This is a genomic window from Pseudoalteromonas maricaloris, assembly GCF_024746855.1.
In the GTDB taxonomy this organism is placed as follows: Bacteria; Pseudomonadota; Gammaproteobacteria; order Enterobacterales; family Alteromonadaceae; genus Pseudoalteromonas; species Pseudoalteromonas maricaloris.
Genome location: NZ_CP024626.1, coordinates 778,950 through 799,771 on the forward strand (window position 1 = coordinate 778,950; position 20,822 = coordinate 799,771).

At 41.6% G+C, this 20,822-nt stretch carries 12 protein-coding genes; 4 read left to right on the plus strand and 8 right to left on the minus strand.

Going from position 1 to position 20,822, the window contains the following annotated elements; translation table 11 throughout:
* Positions 1-217: 217 nt before the first annotated feature.
* Entirely contained in the window at positions 218-2,140 is a 1,923-nt protein-coding gene (locus tag CTT31_RS21230) for a sensor histidine kinase (protein WP_260492470.1), read from the minus strand.
* Between the two features lie 316 nt (positions 2,141-2,456).
* Here CTT31_RS21230 and CTT31_RS21235 point away from each other — a divergent pair, with 316 nt between their 5' ends.
* Complete coding sequence (locus CTT31_RS21235) at positions 2,457-3,596, plus strand: Na/Pi symporter (protein ID WP_069019181.1); 1,140 nt, start codon at positions 2,457-2,459, stop codon at positions 3,594-3,596.
* A gap of 135 nt (positions 3,597-3,731) precedes the next feature.
* Positions 3,732-4,211, plus strand: a complete 480-nt coding sequence (locus CTT31_RS21240) for a hypothetical protein (RefSeq protein ID WP_260492471.1) — start codon at positions 3,732-3,734, stop codon at positions 4,209-4,211.
* 3 nt (positions 4,212-4,214) lie between these two features.
* On the opposite strand, the gene CTT31_RS21245 is transcribed toward CTT31_RS21240, so the two are convergent.
* From CTT31_RS21245 to CTT31_RS21270, 6 genes are all read right to left on the minus strand, one after another.
* On the minus strand, positions 4,215-5,378 hold the full coding sequence (locus CTT31_RS21245; protein ID WP_211856943.1) for an anhydro-N-acetylmuramic acid kinase: 1,164 nt from the start codon (positions 5,376-5,378) through the stop codon (positions 4,215-4,217).
* Positions 5,379-7,313 (minus strand): RecQ family ATP-dependent DNA helicase, encoded by a 1,935-nt coding sequence (locus CTT31_RS21250; RefSeq protein ID WP_260492472.1) that lies wholly within the window; start codon positions 7,311-7,313, stop codon positions 5,379-5,381.
* Positions 7,310-8,071 carry a substrate-binding periplasmic protein gene (locus CTT31_RS21255; RefSeq protein ID WP_102058129.1) on the minus strand — a complete coding sequence of 254 codons (762 nt, stop codon included), beginning with the start codon at positions 8,069-8,071 and terminating at the stop codon, positions 7,310-7,312. Before CTT31_RS21255 ends, CTT31_RS21250 begins: the two co-directional genes overlap by 4 nt.
* 166 nt (positions 8,072-8,237) lie before the next feature.
* Positions 8,238-10,706, minus strand: a complete 2,469-nt coding sequence (locus tag CTT31_RS21260) for a glycosyl hydrolase family 18 protein (RefSeq protein ID WP_260492473.1) — start codon at positions 10,704-10,706, stop codon at positions 8,238-8,240.
* 52 nt (positions 10,707-10,758) lie between these two features.
* Positions 10,759-12,186, minus strand: coding sequence for a lytic polysaccharide monooxygenase (locus tag CTT31_RS21265; RefSeq protein WP_260492474.1), 1,428 nt, complete (start codon positions 12,184-12,186; stop codon positions 10,759-10,761).
* 46 nt (positions 12,187-12,232) lie between these two features.
* A complete protein-coding gene (locus tag CTT31_RS21270; RefSeq protein WP_260492475.1) occupies positions 12,233-15,346 on the minus strand; it encodes a glycosyl hydrolase family 18 protein in 3,114 nt (1,037 codons plus the stop codon).
* 405 nt (positions 15,347-15,751) lie between these two features.
* Here CTT31_RS21270 and nosR point away from each other — a divergent pair, with 405 nt between their 5' ends.
* Positions 15,752-17,074, plus strand: coding sequence for a response regulator c-di-GMP phosphodiesterase, NosR family (gene nosR / locus CTT31_RS21275; protein ID WP_039495332.1), 1,323 nt, complete (start codon positions 15,752-15,754; stop codon positions 17,072-17,074).
* 355 nt (positions 17,075-17,429) lie between these two features.
* On the opposite strand, the gene ydiJ is transcribed toward nosR, so the two are convergent.
* Positions 17,430-20,468, minus strand: coding sequence for a D-2-hydroxyglutarate dehydrogenase YdiJ (gene ydiJ, locus CTT31_RS21280; RefSeq protein ID WP_260492476.1), 3,039 nt, complete (start codon positions 20,466-20,468; stop codon positions 17,430-17,432).
* Between the two features lie 139 nt (positions 20,469-20,607).
* Between ydiJ and CTT31_RS21285 the strand changes: the two genes are divergently transcribed.
* The gene (locus CTT31_RS21285; RefSeq protein WP_010605524.1) at positions 20,608-20,814 is read left to right on the plus strand and encodes a PGPGW domain-containing protein; all 207 of its coding nucleotides are present in this window, start codon (positions 20,608-20,610) and stop codon (positions 20,812-20,814) included.
* The last annotated feature ends 8 nt before the right edge of the window (positions 20,815-20,822 follow it).

Here is a 20,822-nt window from a genome sequence, read left to right on the forward strand (position 1 = left end):
TAAGTCACCATAGAAAAGGATATAAGATGAAGACACTTCACAGAATCGCTATTTTATTGGCTCTCCTCATTGGTGCAGTAGCTGCTTATAGCTATAGCAGCCACACTGGGATGTTTATTTTTGTGATATTGGGTGTGGCACTTGAAATTGCATTTTGGCTTAAGCTAATACCGCGACGAAATAATAAAACGTGAGCGCGAAAACACACTGTTGTATATCAGTTAAAAGCAGGCACTTTAGTTAACGGAAGCTTGATCTCCATGTTCAATCCGCCTAATAGACTATTAAAGGATTCAATTTGTCCACAGTGAGCTTCTACCACTTTTTTGCACATCGCAAGGCCCATCCCTTTGGATTTTCCCGAATTGGTCCTCGCAGATTGTGATTTGTAAAGCGGGTCAAATAGCTGTTGGTGCGCCTCATAGGATAGCGGAGTGCCTGAGTCTTCAATGCGAATGATTAGATTGCTGTCTACGCTAAAGAAACTCATCTTTACTTGGACCTTATCTCCTCCATGCTTAATCGCATTACCTAAGATCTCGAGAACGCAGTTAGTTATCGCGTCTAGGTCGATGGTTATCTTTTCTGTACCAGATATTTGATAGTTAACCTCTAATTGCTCCTTATTATCCTTAAATAAACCCGCGGCCTGAGTATGTACTTGATTTACCAGCTTGCAGATCGTGAAGTCTCTTAGATTAAGCATAGTTGCTAACTTTTCATTGTCAGTGACCAGCATCAATTGATTAATAAAGTGATTTAGCTCGTCAATTTTATCCATGAGCTTGCCGTAGCTTTCCTGAACATTCTCTACAATATTGTATTGTAGAGATTCAACTTGTACCTTCATCACCGTTAGGGGGGTGCGCAGCTCATGGGAGAGATCGGTAAATAAACGTTGTTCTTTCTTTTCTAACGCCTGCTGATTTTGACGGTTGAACTGCTTTTCTGTTTGTACTGTATTCGAGAGTGCATTCACCTGAGTTTGTAGCGTTGATAGCAGATTATTTTGGGCTGACTTATTTTGTTGCGCAAGTGCCAGCGTAAATAACATGACCTCTATTAAGTAGCCAAATTTAATCGCGCTTGATATATGATAAACATTGATAAAGCCCGCATACATTGTCCCACCGATAGCAATGAAATTTACAAAGATGACATGGTTTAGCAGGCTGAGGGAAAAAGTGACAGAACCAGGAGCCCTCTGTTTCAAAGACCAATAGCTGGTATAAAGAAATAGCGGGATGATACTTAAGCTTAATACTAAGTTGTAGTGAACCGATTTTGAATAGATTGCTACTGGAATAAGCAGTAGGTAAGCCGCTAAAAATCCATTATATAAAAGGTGTAAGGTTTTGTTTCTTTGCTTTAATTGCAGAAATTGTTTGATGAAAAGAAGATGAAACACTGGTACAAAAGTCATCAAACAAGCCGAAAATAAGGTGGCAAATTTGCCTTGTGAAGGCCAAAAATATTGAAATGTGAGCCCCGACATATCCAACACAATTAGCAAAAACAATAGCGTCCAAATACAATAATAAGCGTTGGTCGCGTTGGCATTAAAGTAGAAGTTGACCAATACAATAACAAACACGGCTACTATGATCCCGCTTAGTGTAGCATTGGTAACCGTACTGGTAAGAACATTACTGTTTAGCTCATTATCATTTATTAATCTAAGGTCAGCGGGGGCATTCGCAAAAGTCTGATAGCGGACAATAAGACTTGCCCCTCCTAAGTGTTCTTTTGATATTGGTAGATATAATTGCGGTGCTTCTACTTCCCTAATATTAAACGCGGTATTCAGGGTGTGCTGCGTTAAAAATGAGACCTCGCCGTTGTTAACCAAAGCAACACTTAGCCAAGGCAATCTTGCAAAACCAAATGCGATGTAATTTTTGCCCTCGGATATAAGCATATTTGGGGTGATCAACGCCCACTGATAAGACTCATTCTTTAGCTCAGGTGCTTTGCTTGAAAGTATCTCTGCAATAGATTGGCTTTCGCGCTCATTTATGCCGAGCGTTGAAGATAATTGCGCAGCATCGACTTCTCCAAAATGGACTGTTAATGGTTCACTTACTCTATGCTCGGCACTAGGCGTAAAGTCAACTGCACCAGCCGCCATAGAAAAAAGCATAAAAATTAACGAGAAAAGTCTTAACATAGTGATATAAGGCACAATAATTATAGCTAAATCCTACTTTTAAATAGTGAAGCAAATGTGGATCAAATTTGGAGGAGTAAACAAATGTAAATGCATCACAGAACTAATAATCAGTAAAAACAGCATATTACTACTATTAGTTACCATTGTTTCAAAAAATGCGATGAGAAAATGAGCATACGTGTCGAGTTACATAAAACTGAAATATAACTGTAACAATTGGGTGGTTAAATGCGCGGCTGAAATAAAAGTGTAATGAATGAACATTACTTACTCTAAGAGCGAAACTATGGTTAATCAATCTCAGACTTCAGCATCAGCTAAACTTTTTAACTGGCTGTCAATCGTATTACTTGTTTACTTAGTCTTAGTCGCAGTTGGCACTGTGAGTGGCGGTTTTAAATTGGCCTCAGGTGGAAGTGAAGGCGCGAAGGAAATCTTCGCATTTGCAACCAATCCAATCGTCGCCCTACTCTTAGGGGCTTTAGCAACTGCATTGGTGCAGTCCTCTTCAACGGTGACTTCTGTTATTGTTGGCCTCGTTGCTGGTGGATTACCTATTAGTATCGCAATTCCTATGGTGATGGGCGCAAATATTGGTACGACTATTACCAACACGCTCGTTTCTATCGGCCACATTCGTAGTAAAGAAGAGTTTAGAAGAGCGTTTGCCGCATCCACCGTACATGACTTCTTTAACTTATTAGCCGTTGCTATTTTCCTTCCTTTGGAAATCATGTTTGGCATGTTAGAGAAACTTGCGTCAGGACTAGCCCATGTATTTGTTGGTGATGCTGATTTATCGTTAAAAAGTTACAACTTTATCAAACCACTAGTGAAACCAGCGGTTAGCGTGGTAAAAGATGGTGTTAGCTTCTTAGATTCTACGGCAGCAGGTATTGCCATGGTTGTTATCGGTATCATGATGATCCTGTTCGCTGTGACTTACTTAGGTAAATTACTCAAAAAGGCGTTGGTAGGTAAAGCGAAAGAATTATTACACAGTGCGATAGGCCGAGGTCCTGTTGTAGGTATAAGCTCAGGCGCGTTAGTTACGGTAATGGTACAATCGTCTTCGACAACAACAAGCTTGATGATCCCACTCGCTGGCAGCGGCGTATTTACCACTCGCCAAATATATCCGTTCACTTTAGGTGCAAATATAGGCACTACAATTACCGCTTTGTTAGCAGCAACATCTATTACAGGTCCTGCTGCAGAAGTCGCATTAACGATTGCTCTTGTACATGTTATGTTTAACGTTTTTGCGGTAGCACTTATTTACGGGTTACCACTGCTGAGAGAAATCCCACTTCGTCTAGCTGAGAAGTTAGCTGAGATTGGTGCGCAGAATAAACCAGCAGCTTTGGCTTACGTATTAGGTTCGTTCTTTGTATTTCCGGGACTCATTATGCTCGCAGTACGATAAATAAAACGCACAAAGAATGTATTTAAAGCTCGGTATTGCCGAGCTTTGATTTTTTAGCCTTAGGGCGATAAGTCATAATTTTGTAATCTAGCTTTGAGATAATTAACATTGTCTTGTAAATAACGAAAGAAAGTAATGAGTAGCAAACCTAGTATTTTTAGTTTTAATGCAGCACAGATCACAAGTTCTATGAGGGGGCAGTACCGTGCTGTTCAACCCTATGAGAAACTTAGTCTGCAACCAGGTGAGCAAGGACTTTCTTTGGTGATAGAGTTGCCAATGGATGCGCGTATTGATGACCGAGTTAACGTTGTACTAACAAAGCACGGCGAGCGAAATGCGAAGTGCGAGGTCTCTTTGGTGGTTGATCCGGAGTCTTATCTCACTAAGATTGTAGAAATCAAAGTAAAGCAATCGCTTGATGCAGGTCCTTACTTTATGCAATTGAATCTAGTGGGACTCCACGATTACCTAAAGAATGCGGCTGAGTTTGATATCATTTTGAATGAACGAATTTTCGTAAGCGAGCCTGTATCTGAAGCGGTTACAACTCAGACTACTGGCTTCAAACGTATTTTTAACTCGGCGGTCAGCGCTGTATTATCCGTTTTTTAGCGACTACGTTGGTAATGAAATCTTACCCATAGAAAAAGGCAGTCCATCGCTATCACCTGATATGGTTTCATTCGCAAGTAGCGCAAATAACGCGGCCTCTTTGGCATCAGGGTTGACACCCAGTTGTGAGAAATCCTTGATTAAAACACGGTTACTCAGATGGCTTTCAATTCGCGCCATTAAAAACACATTATGAATTCCACCTCCGCTAACATATAGCTCTAATTCAGTTGTACCAAGCTCGTTCACCGCATTTGCGACGGTGATAGCTGTGAATTCTGTCAGTGTCGTGATGATATCTTCATGATTATAATCTTTTCCATCCAATGCATGATGCACGAAGGTTTGATTAAATAACTCTTGTCCAGTTGATTTTGGAAGTGGCTTATCAAAGAATTCGTGTGACAGTAAGGCTTCGAGAAAAGGAAATTGAATTTTTCCACTTGAGGCTATCTCACCATCTTCATCGAATGGCAGCCCTAATACGTGGCGACAATATTGGTCTACTAATGTATTTCCTGGACCGATGTCACTACTCATACTCTGCGTAAGTGTACAATTTTTTGGTAAATAAGTAAGGTTTGAAATACCGCCAATATTGAGTAAAACCCTATCGATACTCGTGCTCGAATATAATAGGTAGTCACCATATTGCACGAGAGGCGCTCCTTCATATCCCTTGGCGATATGCTTTTGTCTAAAGTCTGCGATGGTGATGATGTTCGTTTTTGTCGCGATAATATCGGCGTCAACGATCTGCAACGTGCTATTTAATTTTTCTAAGTCTGCAAAGGCTTGTTTTGGACAATGGTAAAGTGTTTGTCCATGACTCGCTATTAAATCAACAGTGTCGGCTGCGACTTGCCATTCTTTCAAAGCATTATTGATTAGACTTGCGTACAACTCGCCGAGCCACGCATTTAATTGACATAATGTTTTAAGATTTACCTGAGATTTAGACGCATGCTCACCGAGAAGCTGCTTTTGCGAAGGGGTGTATTCTATCGTGGTAAATTGTTCGACCGTTAGCTGTGTACTTTTCCCGGCACCTTCAATTTTACATAACGCAATATCTAATCCATCCAATGAGGTACCGCTCATTAGTCCGACTATATATTTGGTCTTTTTTTCCGCGATCGTGGCGAGTTTAATAATATCTGTTTTCATTTATAATGCGCGCTCCATGATCACTGCTTTTACCTGTTCATACTTTACACCGGACAAGCTGCCAAATCCTTCAAGTTGTCTGAATTTATATTTAGTAAAATAGGGGCAATTTAAGCCTAGTAAAAACAACGTTTTGAGGTGAGTAGAAAAATTTACGCCGCGTTGCGATGCAAACTGCGAAGCGTCTCTTAAAATATTTCGTGTTGTTTCAATATCTAATTCGTGGCTATCTTGTGCATTGACGATCAAATGTTTACCGCCGCAGACCCCGCAGTGACCGCATTGTTCTGGTGCGTGCATATCGCCGAAGTAGCTGGCAAGCGCTTTGTGATAGCATGAAGTCAGTTGGAAAAATTTGAGTAAATGTCTTAGCCGTGCAAGTTCGCCTTGCTCTTTAATTTGTGATTGCTGGTAGAAAGACTCAACCAGTTCATTAATGTTAACTTGTTGGATAGGCTTTGCATAAACCGACGTATATTTAGCGACTTTTACGTCAATCAATTGTTGGTTTTGCAAATACTCAACGACTTCTTGGGCTTTAGCCTGTGGGATGTTTTGCTCGCTTAATGCTTGATGTGAAAGTAATCCCCATTTCTTTTTGAATTCAAAACACGAGAATAGCTGAGTCAAAAACAGTTGCCGCTCAGGCGAATACTTAGCTAATATTTTATCTTTGTCTTGGCTGAATGCGATGCTTAGATCCGCAAAATAGCTGTAGTTTACTTGTAAGTAACCTTGCAGTTCGAGCTGGACAATAAGTGTTTTTAGTACCAATTGATTAATATTGGTTTTATAGGCGAGATCGTATTCATTGAGGTGATAATCTGTAGCTGGATCACCGAAAAGTTCATTAAAAAGCAGCGTTAATGACTCTCGCTCTAATGTACTGGCATAAACGAAGTTCTCTAATGTGGCAATTTTTTCATTATTAATTAAAGCAACGCAATGTGCATTCTCGCCATCTCTGCCTGCCCTACCCACCTCTTGGCTATATCCCTCAATAGATTTTGGCATATCATAATGTAGTACCCAGCGAACATCGGGTTTGTCTACACCCATACCAAATGCAATGGTAGCTACAACGATAAGATTAGCTTTCGCTAGAAAATCTGCTTGAATTTGGGCCTTTTTCTCACTCTGCAATGATGCGTGAAAAGCTTCTGCAGGAAAGCCACAAGCAGTTATCATTTTTGCTACTTCTTCTGCTTGCTTTTGCTGCGTGACATAAACGATACCAGCGCCTTTTGCCTTTTTTAAAAAGGCGAGTAAATATTCGTCTTTTTGAGATTCGCTAATATGCGCCGCACTTAAGAATAGATTCTTCCTGTAAAAGCCCGTTCTAATGATATTTTGATCGGATACATCGAATTTACCTGCCATATCGCGTGCAACTTTATTTGTTGCTGTCGCGGTGAGTAATAGCACTTGGTTGATACCAAGTTCATGGCGATATTTGGCCACTTTTAGGTAATCTGGCCTGAAATTATGTCCCCACTCAGAAATACAATGCGCCTCATCAATGACAAGAAAAGAGATATTGCTTTGTGATAACAAGGTACGTGCTTTTTGGCTATTCAGTCGCTCTACTGAAATAAAGAGGACTTTAAGTGCATTGTCTCGCACCGCATTTTCTATGCGCAACGTTTCCTCTTTGCTTTGAGTACTGTCAAGACAAGCAGTCGCAACCCCTTTACTTTGTAGGTAATCTCGCTGCTCGTGCATTAGTGCCAATAGTGGTGAAACGACTAAGCACATCCCTTGCTTCAATATTGCTGGTAACTGATAACACAACGACTTGCCTGCACCAGTTGCAAAAATAGCGATTGCACTTTGGCCTTGAAGTATAGATTCAATGACTTCCGATTGCCCCGGGCGAAGTGTGGTATGTCCAAATGTACTTTGTAGTGTTTGAAAGAGTTGCTGCTGTTGAGTCATCCTGAATCTTTTCTATATTTTTCTGAGATATTCGCTATTGTGCCATTTAAATTGGTGATTGCTTCATTAACGCGCTCAATGTCACTACGCTTAAATGCATGACGTCCAAGCATAAAATGTATAGCGTTATCGTTAACTACATAAGGGTGTAGCTGAATGCTTTGGTAGCCTAGCTTGTTGATATAGTAGTAGCCTGCGTCCTCATCTTCAATCAGAAAATCGACGCGGTTTTTAGCCACCATTTCTATTCGCCGGTCTAAGCTCGCGATTTCAAACAAACGCCTGTCGTACCAATCGATTTTTTTTATTTGTTTCACTTCCTCACCGTAGTAGGCTCCAGGATTGGCCGTGAATGTATAGCCTGCAGAAAACAATTCGATTAAGTTGCTATCGAGATCTATTTCCTTGTTAGCAAACAAGCGCATTTTTTCACGCCGATATGGCGAGGAGAAGTAAGCGATTTTTGCTCTATCGACGCTAAAACTTGCGGATGGCAGGACATCAATTAAGCCCTTTTCAAGTTCAGTGATCCCACGAGCCGATGAAGGAAGCTGAATGAACTCGATACAAAACCCGGCTCGTTCAAAAACTGCTCTCGTGATATCTACGTCTATGCCGTAAGGACGAGTGCCATACATAACAAAAGGCGGCCAGCTAGAGCCAATGCCGATTTTTAGGGATGACTTATTCGCGCAGTCGGACGCGTAGCTTTTTGGAAAAACTAAAACGAATAATAAAACGGATAGACGAATAAGCACTGCCAGAACTTATGACTCTTTTATGAAGTTCATTATGTCATTATGAAAGACCAAGCAGAAAAAGAAAGAAGAAATTGGTGATAAAAGCCAGATAATGGGTAACTTTATGTTTATGTGAATAAAAAATGAGCTTGACTGGCAAGCTCATTAATTGGGGATGGTTAGATTAGTTAGTTACTGCTTTCCATACATCAGCGGTTCCAGGTTCTTCACCTTGAGTCCACCATTTTGCTTCAAAGACATTGCCGTTATGAATTACTCGGTCGCCACCGACATATACTGTAGAGCGATCCCAAGTCGGGTATTGGGCGCCACCGTCTTTAATCGTAACATTAAATGTTGTATCAACAGCGTTCACCCCGTCTGATACGGTAACGGTTACTGGGACGGTTGTGTCGGCAGTGACATTTGCAGCAGTAATAGTCGCTGAGCTACCATTTGCTACTACGCTCAGCTCGGCTGGTGCACTCCAGCTATAGCTAAGCGCTGCGCCTTCAGGGTCAGTTGCTGACACATTGACAGTAGCCGAGGCCCCTTCATTAACCGAAATATCTGAAACCGGTGTAACGACAGGCGCTGCATTTGCACCTTCTGGGTTTACAACAACAACGATTGTTTTGGTTGTTGATAACACGCCATCATTGACCGTTACAGTCAAGTCGTAGCTTGTCTGTTGATTGACTGAAGGCGCGGTTACAGCGACAGCTGCGGTGTTGTTAGCAGATAAAGCCAAACCAGGGGCAGCAACCCATGAATAGGTTAATGGATCATTGTCTAAATCGCTTGCTTGCGCATCGACATTCACAACCTGACCTGAGGTCACATTGATTGGTCCAGAAACTCCGATAGAAGGTGCACGATTAGGGATCTCACCTGCTGTAAGGCCATCATACATTGCATTTAGAATGTCGCCATTATCAGCGTCAATTTCCCAACCAAATAAACCAGCCAGTTGATGAGTGTTTGCATACTGACCTTTTGCGATAACGCTGCGTGGGCTATCGTAAGTGATGAGTTTACCGTTACTTCTGTTCCAAACATATGCTGCTTGTGCTTGCTCATCGTAGCCTACTTCATAACCATTAACACCTGAACCACCTTGGCCTACAGCGTTCGCTGCAATTGCTTTATAATCCATAATGCCTGGTTCCCACACGCCTTCAGAGGTGGAACCTGTCAATGGGCCATTGCCCGGCGCCGTCATCGGATTACCAGGAATGGTTGCATTTGCATCTAGCACACCTTCCCAGCCGCGGCCGTACATTGCAACGCCCATAACGAGCTTAGAGGGCTGCACACCTTGTTGAAGTAGCAATTGAATTGCATGGTCGCTAGTATATGCTGGGCCTTTGCGTGGCACACCCTTGTCGTCAACGCCTGTCCCGTTACATTCATCAGTACTGAGATGAGAGCCACAGTAGATACCGGTTTGATGACCCGTTTCATTGTTCCAAGCGCCATAGAAGTCATAGGTCATCGCAAAGATATAGTCCATATACTGCTGAGCAGCTTGGTAATCTACATCTTCAATCTTGTCATAACCTGCACCTATTGCAGAAGTGAGCTCATATTGACGGCCGGTTTCAGCTTCTAATTCATCTAGCATTGCGCGAAGCTCTTGCATTAGCGCCACATAGGCTGGACCGTCGTTAATTGGATCGCCTAAGTCTGGATTTGGACCATCACCACCTGGGAATTCCCAGTCGATATCTACACCGTCATAAAATTTCCACGTTTTAAGGAATTGTTTTACAGACGCAACGAAAGTGTCGCGGTTTGCTTTATTTGTAAAGCCATGGAACGGATCAGATAGCGTCCAACCACCCACTGAAGGCAGAATTTTAAGGTCTGGATAACGTTGTTTTAGCGCCATTAATTGAGAATATACACCGCGAATAGGATCTTTTGCATCCACCCCTGGCATAGACTTTTGCACTGCAGCCCAAGGGTCGTGAATGACGACTTCATAATCTTGAGAGTCAGCACATGCAGTTTGAAGCGCTCTCCAACTATTACCATTTTCGATGGATTTTAGCGACTCGTTAGGTCCGCAAATCGGAATAAAGCCATATAAAATGTGCGATAGGTTATGAGCTGGGATCTTAGTTACGTCGTAATTACGGCCATAAATGCCCCATTCAACGAAATAAGCACCCGTTACACGGCCTGGTATTGTACCGTTATTACGGTTGTTCGGATCTACATTCATAGGAAGTGGCGCTAGATGTGCACCGTCAGTGTCGGCAATGACGATTTCTTTCCCTGCGCTTCTTGCACATACGGTACCTTCACACAGTTCTAAATAAAGCTGATGGCGACCCGATTTAGTGTAGGGGAATTGTACTACTCCGCTTTTAGTACCAGCTGCAAGCGTACCTTGGTTTACGAGTAGATCATCAAAATATACTTTATAGTTATCACCGCCAGAGCCACTCCAAGCATTCCATTTGATGCTAATATCGACAACATCTTTGGCTTTTACCAGTTGCTTGTAAGAGCCAAGCCCATCGACGTTAACTTCTACGAACGAATACTGTTGTGGCTGCCAATCTAATGTTGGTGTAGAAGGGGCTGCAAGTGCCCCGCCACTCAGTAAGGCAAGTCCTATATAGCTGGTTATTTTATTAAGTTTCATATCTTCAACCTTATTGTAGTTACATGTTGTACCCAATTAATTTGGGTTTTCTTTAAATTGCTTTCCAAACATCGGATGCGCCGGGCTCTTCTCCCTGAGTCCACCACTTGGCCTCATACACTTTCTGTTGATGCGTTACTCTGTCGCCTGCGACATAGGTAGTTGTACTATTCCAAGCTGGGTATTGGTTATTGGTGCTATCTTGAACGGTAATTGAGAAACTTACGGTCGTGCTTGCTTTGCCATCGGTGACATTAAGTTCAGCCTGAAAGGTTTGATCAGCCGTCACTTCAGGTGTTGAGATGGAAATCGTGTCACCTTCGCCACTAAAGCTAAGCGGTGCAGGAATACTCCATATGAATGTCAGTGGGTCATTTTGGTCGTCAAACGCATGAGCATGCACTGTCGCTTGGCTATTTTCTGCGATGCTTTGGTTAGAAATTGGATTCACCGTAGGCGCGGTGTTGTCACCCCCTTTTACAACGCTAAGATTGCTGGTGTAAGCGGCATGTGGCAAAAATACTTCGTTTGCTAATAAGGCATTTGCATCAAACGCAATTGAACCGTCCGCTTGCTTAACACCAATGTTGACCTTATTTCCGTAATTGCTATTAAGATAAAGAGCCAATTCAGCTTGCCATGTTGATGCATTAGTGGAGGTTACATTCAAGTTATGGCTAATTAATTCATTTCCAGATTGGTCAAACGTCCTAAACCACACGCTATCACCGACTTTAGCATCTTGCCCTTGCTTTAAGAAATAGCCGCTGCTCACCCATTCTGGTGGCGTGCCTGTTGAGGTTATTGTGATATCAGAGCAATTGTAAAATCCCTCTCCTGCGACATCAAACCGCTGCCAACGGGTATATAAAACTGCATCGCCCTCACGGCCTTGCGGTATATCTATTTCCATTTTATAGAAGCGTTTACCTTCAGGATCCACAACGAAATCAATATTGCCAAATTCATTAATAAGCTCTAAGTCATTCCAAGTCAGAGGAGATGTATCGCCATCGTAGTTTGGCTTTGACAAGAAGAACTGCCAAAAACTGGGATTATGAGGTGTTGTCGCCCTAAAGCTAATGGCAAGTTTATTTTGAGCGTTTGGCTCTACAACTGTACGCTGCCAGTGTGGTGAGACAACACTCATACCACTTTTGTTTGGGTCACCAGCTGAGCAAAGCGTACCATTGGGGATATTCGCTTTTACCGCCTCTAGGTTATTGTAGTCAGCGGTATTAGTCGAAAATTCATGTTCTTGCACAAACTGAAAATGGCCTGAGTCTAGAAAAGCTGCTCGACACGCTAGGTTTGGGATATTTGAGCCATCATCCGGCCACCAATAACCTCCTTGCGCTTGACAGATCGCTTGCCTTGCTTTGGGAAAGTCCATAAAACCATGAGCTGAAACTGCGCTTGAAAGCAAAACTGAGGTTGCGCCAAAAAGACCAAGCGCATATTTACGGTGTAAACTATTCATGCTTATTCGCCTTTTATAAAGGGGAGCAAAGCTCCCCATTTATTATTTACAAGTTGCAAACCTTGGTATAGTCGCTACTGACTGATGGTTGCTTATTACTCCACCATTTCGCTTCATACACCGCGTTTCCTTCAACAATTAAATCTCCTTGAGCTGCATGTGTGCCCTGTGGCAAGTTCGGGTAAACCACAATTTGACTGATAGGTGTACCTTTACAGCTAGTTACCGGATCTGTTGGCCCTGTACCAGGTGTCGCGATTGGTAGGTCGGTATATTCGCTGGTAAATGCATAGCGATTACCGTCTTTCTCAACCACAAAGTTAACGGGCCCAGAAATCGGCATGTAGTACATGACTTGGGCATTGATGGTTTCGCCGGGAGCAAAAGACTTAGGCGTACCACCCCACTCGTTTACAAGGGTGATAGAGAATCTGTGGAATTCGTTTTCGAAGCCGCCAATATTATTACCCGCAGCATTTGAGCCATTTACGTCCACTGCCATACCAAGCTTTTCTTGTGCATTCCAGTTAGATTTGAAAATTGCTGATGTTGCAACAGGAACATCAAACGAAATTTTTGCGCCACTCAAATCTATCGCTGAGTTGTTGGTAAAGGCAAAAGTTGGTGCAATTGGATAGTTAGCATCTCCGGCTGGGAAATCTTTAGCAACGAATGTGACATCAACTGCAGAAGCTGGTTTTACAAAGGTCTTATTTCCTTGTTTAACCGAGTATGGCGTGCCACTTTGATTAAACTTGTTGTAGGCTAAGCTTGTTAGCGATGAACCCATGAAGTATTCATTTTTGCTTACATCATAATCGAAGTCACCAGCAAGCTCCCAGAACATGATTCCGCCTAGTTCTTGGTTGATGACATAGTCGACTTTCGCAGCCATTGACTCTTCATCTTCAATGGATAAGAAAACATTCTTGCTGGCATTCCAGAGCCAAGGAGCAACCGCTACTGAATCATAATGGCGGGCATAGGTACCGCTAATCTGATGCTCTGGGTTGTTAACTGGATCTAGTCCATAATCACTTAGGTAACTTCCTAACACGCCATTTTGAAGGTTTTTAACATGCCAAAGCGGATTAGAACCTGCGGGTACTTCTAAGCCAACACCGTTCTTGTCGTGCCACAAGTTATCGATACCCACAGCACCATTACCACACTTGTTCTTTTCACCGCTGCCAGTCCCCGGAGGACAATCAGCTTGGTTAGGTAATGCAGCTTGCCCCCAAAGGCCATTTGTACCACCCGTTACATCTCTAAAACCACGAGTATAATAAGGGATACCGATGTTGATGCGCCCTGCAGAGACAGAGCCTCTGAAATATTTGACCGCCCAATCAGTGTTTAGGTAACCAATACCTTCAAACTCTTTGGTGCCGTAAACATTCCACTGTTTTAGCTCGGAATCTTCGCCGGTGTCGAATAGCGATGCGTTATGACCAACGTGCTGGTTCCACGCTCCATGTAAGTCATAAGACATGATATTGACGTAGTCTAGATACTTGGTGACTTGGAATGTCTCCATACCACGTAGAAGGTAACCAGAAGACGGTGATGCGATCGTCAATAGATAGTGTGTATTGTCTTGCTGACCTGCTTGATCTAATGCTTCTCTTAGCTTCTTCATTAACACTTGATAAGAAGCATTCAATGCCGCTCGACGCGGGTTTGATATCGCAAAATCATCCGGGTGACCTGAGTCGTTCATAGAAGATGGATATTCATAGTCGATATCGACACCATCAAAGTTATATTTACGGATAAATTCAACTGAACTTGCTACAAACGCGTCAATACCAGCGTGATTCACGCTGCCATCTGCATTGGTCGTCATCGTATAGAAACCGCCGCTGGCAACTCGCTTACCTGTTTCGTCGAAGTAGCCACCGGTTTCTGCCCAACCGCCGACTGAGATCAAGGTTTTAACATCAGGATGCTGTTTCTTAAATTTGTTTAGCAAGTTAAAGTGACCGGTATAGGGAAGAGATGGATCCATCTCTGCACCAGCAACCCCCGGCCAAGTCATATTCGTCGCTGCATTGTTAGGAGCTGTTGGATTACCTATTGAAACCTTGTTATTGGCATCAACGTGCGCGAAAGCGTAATTGATATGGGTGATCTTATCCCATGGAATATCATCAACTAAGTAGCTCGGTTGACCATTCTTACCTGTCCTCCAACTGGTAAAGTAACCGATGACGCGTCTTGGGTGATCGGTTCCCATTTTTTCTCGACCGCTTTCGTCATAAATATCACAGTAATTAGGCGATGTGTTTGGAGTCTGATAAAGACCATGCGGAACACAGCTGTTTACAACTGGCGGTGTTTCAACCACATTTGCGTTGAGTATGCTCTCTGCTGTCGCACCGGTATTATCTTCAACAACAAGCTTTAATGTTACTGTGCCCAGTTGCGTTGGTGTCCAAGTATGTTGAGCTGGTGCTGTTGCACTTTCAAATGCGACTTGGTCGTTAATAAGCAGGGTTAGTTTTGCTATTGAGCCGTCTGGATCTGAACCATCAAGAACGATGTCTACAGGCTGATTAATAACCAGATTATTACCTCCGCCTAACGAAAGGTTTGCTGTAGGTAACTGATTTCCTGCCGTATTAACGATGACATTGGTTATTAATGTGTTGGACACAGCTTGCTTGTCATCTGTTGCAACTACTGAAATTGCGTGTGTTCCAGCGGTTGCTGACCAATTAAATGAAAAATTATCACCTGTCGCTGTGGTATCAATACCAACTGACGTGCCATCTACAAAAAACTCTACCTGTGCGACTTGGCCATCACTATCTGTTGCATTTACAGAAATGGCAACGCTGTCATTTTCGTTAAAAGCGCTGCCATCAGCTGGAAGTAAGCTCTGTACTGTGGGTGGTGTGTTTGTGACAACGCTGTCACAGTCGCCCAATTTTTTCCAATCATCCCACTGACCGGAATGGGTAACTGGATCAGCCTGAGTCCACCATTTCGCTTCAAAAGCTTGTTGCGATTTTTGTACTTGAGCGCCGCCATTATATGCCGAATTTTGTGACCATTCAGGTAAGCCATCACAATTATAAGCATATGAGTTAGCGCATAAAATGGCTCCGAGGATAGAAGCCATTTGCGATAATTTAAGGGTCTTTACATGTTGTTTCATAGTTTGGTTCTCCAACCATTTATTGTATTTGGTTAACAATAACAACATAAACCTAACACATAAAATCAATATGGCAACAACATTTTTCTCTAGCTGATAACGTTAACGTAAGCGTAAATTGGAGCTTGCTTTTCATCAAAATGTAATACTAAATTGTTGATTAATATGCTTAGTTTTAGTTTTCTGATACATAGAAATAAAACTGTAATTATTTAATATTAAGCGATAGTTACTAGCCTACTTCTCTAAAGTTTATACAGTTACTAGTTTGTTTTTTAAGCATATATTGAAAAGTTATTAATAAGGTTGAAGGGTAATATTAGACTTAAGGCGTATTTTAATGGTTTCTTGTCGTGGCTTCCTTTTTGAACTAAGTTTAAATTAATTCATTTAGGAGATTGAACTTTGGAATTTGCTGAGCTATCAACGACTTCAAATGAAGCGATACGAGTGCTTTGTCTCGATGATGAGACGAATGTGATACGGTCATTAAATCGATTATTCCGTCAAAATGGAATACACGCAGAGCTCTGTAGTGATCCACAGCAAGCCTTGGCGCTGATCCGAGACTCCTCATTTGAAGTTGTTATTAGTGATATGCGGATGCCTGAAATGGATGGCGCTACATTTTTGCATGAAGTAAAGCGTATATGCCCGGACACGCAACGGATATTACTGACAGGATACTCAGATCTTGCTTCAACAATTAAAGCCATCAATGAAAGTGGGATCCATGCATATATTCAAAAGCCTTGGGATAACGATATACTCGTACATACCGTGAGAGAATGTTCAGAGAAATACAGATTAAAAAGCGTAAATAAGAGACTAAATGAAGAGATAGTACAAAAAAATGCGCAACTCACTGAGTTAAATGAAAACCTTGAAGGACTTGTACAAAAACGCACTGCGCAGATCCGCAAAGTGTTAAGTCAATTAGAGCAAGCTAATCAAAAAGAACGTAAAGAACATCGGGCTACCGTCGAGTTACTTTATAATTTTCTGAATGCAAATCCATTTATCGATGGTAAAAAAGCGAAGAGCATAGCCAAATTATGTAAAATTATAGCTAATAAGCTAGAACTTTCTAGTGAAGTAGCTGAAACGGCTATGATGTCAGGGTATTTAGCGGAAGTAGGTTTACTTGCTATGGACCCAGAAATTTATAAATCGCCACCCAGAAAACTAAGCGAAGCACAAAAGAAAATTTATTATACGCATCCTTCCATTGCACAGCTTATGTTGATGCCAGCGCAGCACTTATCTGACGTATCCGAGGCGATTTATCATCAATTTGAAAAATTTAATGGCCAAGGGATCCCTAAAGGTCTTAAAGGCAAAGAAATTCCTTTGGGCTCACAGATACTTGCTGTCGCCCGAGATTATTATGACAATTTATACAGCGCTAACGGTTCTGATAAAGAGAAAGCCGATTTAGCGCTAGATCTTATCCGAACCTATAGAGGAAATTTCTACTCCCCAGAAGTCGTTGATATTTTAGAGAAAGCAGTGAGTAACAACGAGCTAGGCCAAGAGCAAGTCGGTTCGGTTGATATATTGACAACTGAAAAACTCAAGCCTGGCATGATATTAGGTTTAGCGCTTCACAGTAATCAAGGAATTTTATTGCTACCAAAAGGCCATATCTTTACTGATAAGTCGATAGATAAACTTAAGCAGTTGGAAACACAACGCCCAATCCCCTTTCGAATTATGGTCAAGCGATAATAATAGCTTATCGACTTATCGACTTATCGACTTATCGACTTATCGACTTATCGACTTATCGACTTATCGACTTATCGACTTATCGACTTATCGACTTATCGACTTATCGACGACTGTACTATCGAATACTCGTTTGCTGGTGTTGTATAGATGATGGTAAATATAGCTTTTGAGTCTTTAATTGGATCAATATTATTGAGCGGTTCAATTATACTGGTTCGAGAATAAGGAACTTGTATTCGCGCAACACCGTCTAAAGAACACATCATACAAAAAAGTGAATTAACTCAGTTTATCTTCAGCTAAAACTATTAATAGAAAAAGCCCAGTAAACTGGGCTCGTTTGGCTACTACATTAATCTAGTAGTTTATTAAGTGCTTGAAGCGGATGTTTTGGTTTTTCTCCACTAAAGCGTTTAACCTGACATCGACAAGAGAAGCCAGTCACTAATATTTCATCTTGAGCTGCGTTATCAATATGATGCTGCCATGAGGATTCATAGAGCGCTTTTGAGTTTTCCTGATTTTGCGCTTCGTGGCCATAAGTTCCCGCCATGCCACAACATCCCGTATTAACCGCTTCTAAATTAGAGTTCAACTTATTAAAAATACCTTGCCAAACATTTTTAGATTCAGGCATCGCTGTTGTTTCTGTACAGTGACTTATCAACGTAAATTTTGATGGACTGATTGTCGCAGCCGTTGGGATATCGACTGTTGCAAGCCATTCATGCGCTAATTGTACCTTAAAGCCTCCCCTGCTCTCTTTGAGAATATCATTATATTCATCGCGATAGCACATCACCAAAGAGGCATCGAGCCCAACTAAAGGCCTGTTATATTCACTGATTGTATTTAAAAACTGTGCGGCAGTCTTCGCAGTCGATTTAAATTCCTTTAAAAAGCCTTTGACGTGTTGTGGCTTACCGTTTGGTTTGAATGGTAATACAAGTGGATAAAACCCAAGTTTTGATATAACTTGCACAAAGTCCGATACTAATTCTGCTTCATAGAAACTAGTAAACGGATCTTGAACAACAAATACCACGCTTTTTTGTTCTTCATCGCTTAACTTTTCAAAACTGCGCTCTGAATAGAAATATTTGTTCGGCACTAACTTGCTAAGCTGCACCTTACTTAGTGCTGGCGAATCAATATAGCCGATCATCCGTTCAACGAAAAAGTTTGATATGCGATTACTCTGTAGAGCGTTAACTAAATTTGGAAACTTAGCCATGGTAGGCAGTGCTCGCTCTATATTCGCAACTAAGTAGTCTTTAAGTGGACGATTATAACGGCTGTAGTAAAAGTTTAAAAACTTAGCTCGAAACGTAGGAACATCCACTTTTATTGGGCATGCCGTTGTGCACGCTTTACAGGCTAAACATTCATCCATTGATGCTTTAACTTCATGGGAAAAGTCATATTCGTTTTTCTTTCGGGTATTGAGAAAGCGCTCCCACCAAGTGGTATCATTTTCATGATTGATTAATTGCTTTTCTGCAGCAATCAAATCGACCCCTTTATTGCTTTGTAGTCGTAACCACTCTTTAAATAGCCCAGCGCGTCCTTTTGGAGAGTTTCTACGATCTTTGGTTACCTTGTACGATGGGCACATTGGTGAGTTGTCATCATAGTTAAAGCAAAGTCCGTTACCATTACAATTGATTGGCGCTTCGTAGTTTACTTTTACTTCAGTTGGGATTGTACGGTCAAACCAAGCTCTCTTCTGTGCATCGACTGACACTAATTGATCACTTGAATCCAGTGGTGTACAAATTTTTCCAGGATTTAGGCGATTGTTTTTATCAAATAAACTTTTAATTTTACGAAGTTCATTAAAGAGTTGCTCACCGAAAAACTCTGGTCCATATTCACTTCGGTAACCTTTTCCATGCTCTCCCCACATTAGTCCTCGGTATTTTGCAGTTAACGCCACTACTTTATCGGAGATCGCACGTAGTAATTTTTCCTGTTCGGGGTCGCACATATCAAGTGCAGGGCGCACATGTAAAACTCCGGCATCAACATGACCAAACATACCATAATCTAATTGGTAACTATCAAGTAACTCTCTAAATTCAATGATAAAATCAGCAAGGTTTTCAGGCGGAACGGCTGTATCTTCGGCAAAAGCAAGTGGCTTTTTATTACCTTTTGCGTTACCCAATAAGCCAACTGATTTTTTACGCATCGCATAGATCTTAAGGATATCCGCTTTATCGTTGGTAAGCTGATAACCAATAACACCCGCCTCTTTATTAGCAATAAGCTGATCTAGTCGTTGACATAAACTATCGACTTTAGACGAAATTTCATCTTCGGATTCACCATTAAACTCAACCATGTTAAGACCTTGCATCTCAACACCTGGTACATCTTGAATTAAGTCCGATACCGAATGCCAGATGATGTCTTCTTTGGCAAGACCTAGAACTTTACTATCTACAGTTTCGACCGATGTAGCATTAGCGGAAACCAAGAAAGGGCTGTTTCTAAGCGCTGATTCAAATGAGTCATATTTGATATTTATTAGGGTTTTATATGGCTGAATTGGCGTTAAATTAAGTTTTGCTTCGGTTACAACACCAAGGGAACCTTCAGAACCCGTAATAATTCGAGACAAATCAAAAGTAGTTAGTGAATCGTTGAATACATTTTCGAGGTCATAACCAGTTAAAAAACGGTTTAGTCTTGGAAATTTTTCTAGTATAAGTGCTCGATTGCTTCGACAAATCTCGATGACATTCGCATAAATGTGAGAAGTCTTTGAATTTTGCTCAGCTAGTAGCTCGGCTTTATCGATTGCTAACTTCGAGGTATTTAGCTCTGTTCCATCCACTAAAAAGGTTTTAAGCCCAAGAACATGATCGCTTGTTTTGCCATAAACGAGTGAACCTTGGCCCGATGCATCTGTATTTACCATACCACCTATTGTTGCTCGGTTACTGGTGGAAAGATCTGGAGAAAAGAAATAGCCGTAAGGTCTTAGAAAGTCATTAAGCTGATCTTTGATCACACCCGCCTGAACTCGAACCCAGCCTTCTTGTTCATTGATCTCAAGAATTTCTCTCATGTGTCTCGATAGATCAATCACGATACCGGGTGTAAGTGATTGACCATTCGTACCAGTTCCTCCGCCTCTAGGGCCAAAAGTGAGAGACAAAAATGGGTCTTGTTGGGCGATTTCAAGTGCAAGTTGTACGTCTCGATTTGTTCTAGGAAATAATACTGCTTGAGGGATTTCCTGATAGATACTATTGTCGGTTGACGTAACAAGACGAGTTGCATAACTCGTATCAATGTCCCCACTAAAACCTGCATCAGTTAGTTTACTTTGATAGAGGTTGATAAGTTCGTTTGCAGAATCCTGCTGACTAATATTTGCGATCATGACGGTATATTTTACTTGCTTTGAATTAATTGTATCACGAAGGATTAATGATCAACTTGAGAATTTTATGGTTTGTTACAATTGGAAATAGTTTATTTCACCACACACCTTATACTCATATTGTATAGGAGGAAATAACATGAAAATTATTTACGACCTTGCTGGTATTGTGTTTTGTATTCTAGCATTGATCTTCTTTGTTGTGCCCGGTCCATCGGTTATCTTTTTACTTGCGGCCTTGGTGTGTTTCTCGATGAATCATGAAGGCGCAAAGAAGCACCTAAAAAATGTGCAGCGTCTGTTTAAGCTTGGCTGCGAAAAGTTAGATAGGACATTTCAGAAATGAAATAGCCC

Coding starts and splice junctions, on each gene's coding strand:
- CTT31_RS21240 (WP_260492471.1), top strand. CDS start 3,732: ATGAGTAGCAAACCTAGTATTTTTAGTTTTAATGCAGCACAGATCACA.
- ydiJ (WP_260492476.1), bottom strand. CDS start 20,468: ATGATCGCAAATATTAGTCAGCAGGATTCTGCAAACGAACTTATCAAC.
- CTT31_RS21265 (WP_260492474.1), bottom strand. CDS start 12,186: ATGAATAGTTTACACCGTAAATATGCGCTTGGTCTTTTTGGCGCAACC.
- CTT31_RS21245 (WP_211856943.1), bottom strand. CDS start 5,378: ATGAAAACAGATATTATTAAACTCGCCACGATCGCGGAAAAAAAGACC.
- CTT31_RS21260 (WP_260492473.1), bottom strand. CDS start 10,706: ATGAAACTTAATAAAATAACCAGCTATATAGGACTTGCCTTACTGAGT.
- CTT31_RS21270 (WP_260492475.1), bottom strand. CDS start 15,346: ATGAAACAACATGTAAAGACCCTTAAATTATCGCAAATGGCTTCTATC.
- CTT31_RS21235 (WP_069019181.1), top strand. CDS start 2,457: ATGGTTAATCAATCTCAGACTTCAGCATCAGCTAAACTTTTTAACTGG.
- CTT31_RS21250 (WP_260492472.1), bottom strand. CDS start 7,313: ATGACTCAACAGCAGCAACTCTTTCAAACACTACAAAGTACATTTGGA.
- CTT31_RS21285 (WP_010605524.1), top strand. CDS start 20,608: ATGAAAATTATTTACGACCTTGCTGGTATTGTGTTTTGTATTCTAGCA.
- CTT31_RS21230 (WP_260492470.1), bottom strand. CDS start 2,140: ATGCTTTTTTCTATGGCGGCTGGTGCAGTTGACTTTACGCCTAGTGCC.